Source organism: Acidithiobacillus albertensis, assembly GCF_001931655.1.
Lineage (GTDB): Bacteria > Pseudomonadota > Gammaproteobacteria > Acidithiobacillales > Acidithiobacillaceae > Acidithiobacillus > Acidithiobacillus thiooxidans.
Genome location: NZ_MOAD01000026.1, coordinates 1 through 3,080, shown reverse-complemented (window position 1 = coordinate 3,080; position 3,080 = coordinate 1). Strand labels below are relative to the sequence as shown.

Below are 3,080 nucleotides of genomic sequence, written 5' to 3'. Positions count from 1 at the left end.
ATTGTCTACGTAAAGATGCCGGGGAAAAGAATCCGGGCATAAACGTGTCAAGTACGCCTTCCAGTGGATCAGTCGGACGCACATCCATAACCGTGGGACGGGATACTTCTTTAGCCATGGTGTATACCTCCATCTTATGACAATAACCTTCTAACAATCATAGCCTGCTCTCAGGCTGAAGAATTTATGGGTACGCTCCAGTAAAATTTCAAGGGGGTGTATAGTGGTATCTAGGCGAATGGAATGCACGTTCTTCAGGGGTATCTCTAGGCAGCTTCCGAAACAACTGAGCGAAGCCAGTAGATGTCCTAAAGAGTGTGCCACAAGGGCTTCCTACCCCTGTGGCACAAATCATCTTCAAAGATGATAAAAAGGAGAGTAATGTTCAGAAAAATCGGGTCAGTAACATAACGGTACCGACATATTGTCAGTTAGGCCGGACCAATATCCGGATCCATATCGAATGGATCACCCCATTCATGCCGAACCTCACCTCGCCGCTTGTCTGGAATACTGATTCCTTTGAATAACTCATGGAATGTCTTCAAGTCCGCCGGTATCGACGACAAACTAGCCAAGGACTCCATAATCTTACCAGCTTCTCTTTCGCTCATTGTCGCTACGACCATCTTATCTTCAACATTAACCTGCATGAGATACTCCTTGATAGAACGACTTTGGTTGACGGAAGTTGTTATCCATGGAAAGTACTGCCTCTGCGGAAAGATAGGCAAAGTCCAAAGTAGACCGGTTGAATTCTCCCGCTTTTTTGAGGAGCGCATCAGATACCTTATCCGCCTCAGACTTAGTCATACTTAACTGGAGTTTTCCATCGGACAGTTTCTCTAGCTTCATAATAACCTCATTAAATAAGCCAAATACGCCCAAACATTCTTAAACGCGCCAACGTTCGACCGCAAAATATGCATAAAGTTCTGTCATGCAGAAGGAACAGGAATGATAGATGCACCCGAGAAACACAGGATTGGATCAGAGATCCCCCGATAATTAGATAATAGATTCTATAAAAATGCCTTATGATAAATCGATAGGTATCCCAATTAATCAAGTTTTCAAAATATTAATACTGCTTATGTCTATGACTGCTCTATATTTTACTGTATTTCAATATTTTTCAATCGGTTTTCCTGAATGGTGCTCACTAAATTTAACAAAGCTTCCCGCGAAAAATCCATCTGCACGCCCCTTTCTGCAGTGCCATACAGTGTGACCCGGATATATTCTTGTTCTGGATCGTGCCTTAACTGATCCACAGCCTCCAGCAAGGCCTGTTGAACCATGGGATAGAGCCGCATCTGTATCGCGGGGATCCGCTGACCTTCAGCATTTTCCATGACTAGCCCAATTTCCAGAATTGACGACTGCGCCCGATCTTTTTCATTTTCACCATCCATTTTGTATCTCTCCTGCAGTAATTTTAAACGATCTACTGCCGTTTCATTGGGTCCTTGCCATTAAAAAACAATACGCCAAACCACATCGCAACGTCCGTTATCTTTTACTATCGCCTAACGCCGCGTGATTCCACCAAGATTTCTTCCAGCAAATCCATCTGGCCAGTATGTGTGGCAGAGTCCTCTGAACAGAGCATGCCACTCACGGATACTCCCAGCAATCGGATAGATGGCTGTGATTCAACGGGAAGCGCCTTGTCCAACAAATCTGGCAGACAGGCAATAAGATCTTCTTTGCGCCAAACAGCCTGCGCATGGGTATAGGCTCTTGTGATTGTTTCAAAATCAGAAAAGCGCACCTTGATGCTGATAGTGCGTCCCGCCAGCCCCACGGTTATCAGGCGAGCGGAAACCTGGCTCGCCATTTCCTGCAGATGGGTCAGCATGATCTGCGGGTCGTTTATATTTTGTGGGAAGGTCCGCTCCGCGCCCACGGACTTTCGCTGGCGACTGGGTTGAACGGGACGCTTGTCTATACCTCGGGCAATCTCGTAAAACCAAAGACCGGTCTTCCCGAATTGTGCGGTCAATGTTTCCCTTTCGGCATTTCGGAGATCCAGAACGGTATGGATACCCAGTGTGGACAACTTTTTCACCGTGGCCGGTCCTACACCGTGGAGCTTGCCAACGGGGAGGGGAGACAGAAAGTCCAGGCCCTTTTCAGGCGGGATCACAAAAAGCCCATTGGGCTTGCGCCAATCGGAAGCGAGTTTGGCCAGCAATTTGTTGTAAGATACCCCTGCCGAGGCGGTCAGACCAGTTTCCTGTTGGATGCACCAACGAATCTCCCGGGCAATCTGTACCGCCAGGACCCCATCGGCAGTGGCCGCTGTCACATCCAGAAAAGCTTCATCCAGTGACAGAGGTTCCACAAGCGGGGTATATCTCCGCAGGATATTCATGACCTGACGGGAGGCTTTCCGATAAGCCTCCATGCGGGGGCGGACAAAAATCGCTTGCGGGCAGAGCGACCGGGCGCGGGCGGCTGTCATGGCGGAATGAATGCCGAACCGACGGGCTTCATAGCTGCAGGTGGCCACGACACCTCGACCAGCCGGGTCGCCGCCGACGATGACGGGTTGCCCTTGGAGTTCGGGATGGTCCCTTTGCTCCACAGCGGCGAAAAACGCGTCCATGTCCACATGAATGATCTTGCGAATTTTGGTGATCGGCTCGGTCAGCAGGTTCGGCAATGAACAGTCTCCTCACTCCTCAGTTACTTAAATTCTATCAGGAACCAATCATGAGGGGAGGATGTCTTGTTACCTCCAAGTCACCTCATTGACAAGCTGCTGTAAGTAATGGGAGGGATGCCCATATGCGGGGAGTGGCTCTTGTTGGGCTCAAAAAGCCGTTCTATATGGGTGTGGCCTTGATGACCAATCCAGAATTCCCAGAAGGCCGCGAATAAAACTACCGCAAGGATTTTTAAGATACGCTTGAGCACAAAGCTGACTCATTTCTTGCGATCTTTTGCAGATTGTTGCCACCAATAAACGGCTTTATGCGTGTTGGTTGGTACACCCTCGCCGAAGTTGTAGGCGAAGGCCAGATGAAAAGCCCCATTGGCGTTTCCGGATTCTGCCGACTTACGAAACCAGATAT

5 protein-coding genes are annotated in these 3,080 nt (G+C 48.8%); all 5 read right to left on the bottom strand.

The window, feature by feature from the left end; genetic code table 11:
* Positions 1 to 431 precede the first annotated feature (431 nt).
* Positions 432 to 653 (bottom strand): hypothetical protein, encoded by a 222-nt coding sequence (locus tag BLW97_RS16490; protein WP_024894749.1) that lies wholly within the window; start codon positions 651 to 653, stop codon positions 432 to 434.
* On the bottom strand, positions 643 to 855 hold the full coding sequence (locus tag BLW97_RS16485) for a hypothetical protein (protein ID WP_024894750.1): 213 nt from the start codon (positions 853 to 855) through the stop codon (positions 643 to 645). Before BLW97_RS16485 ends, BLW97_RS16490 begins: the two co-directional genes overlap by 11 nt.
* A 260-nt stretch (positions 856 to 1,115) precedes the next feature.
* A complete protein-coding gene (locus BLW97_RS16480; protein WP_024894751.1) occupies positions 1,116 to 1,415 on the bottom strand; it encodes a hypothetical protein in 300 nt (99 codons plus the stop codon).
* Between the two features lie 107 nt (positions 1,416 to 1,522).
* Complete coding sequence (gene dinB / locus BLW97_RS16475; protein WP_024894752.1) at positions 1,523 to 2,668, bottom strand: DNA polymerase IV; 1,146 nt, start codon at positions 2,666 to 2,668, stop codon at positions 1,523 to 1,525.
* Positions 2,669 to 2,931: 263 nt separating this feature from the next.
* A complete protein-coding gene (locus tag BLW97_RS20495; protein WP_075323976.1) occupies positions 2,932 to 3,027 on the bottom strand; it encodes an SEL1-like repeat protein in 96 nt (31 codons plus the stop codon).
* Between the last annotated feature and the right edge of the window lie 53 nt (positions 3,028 to 3,080).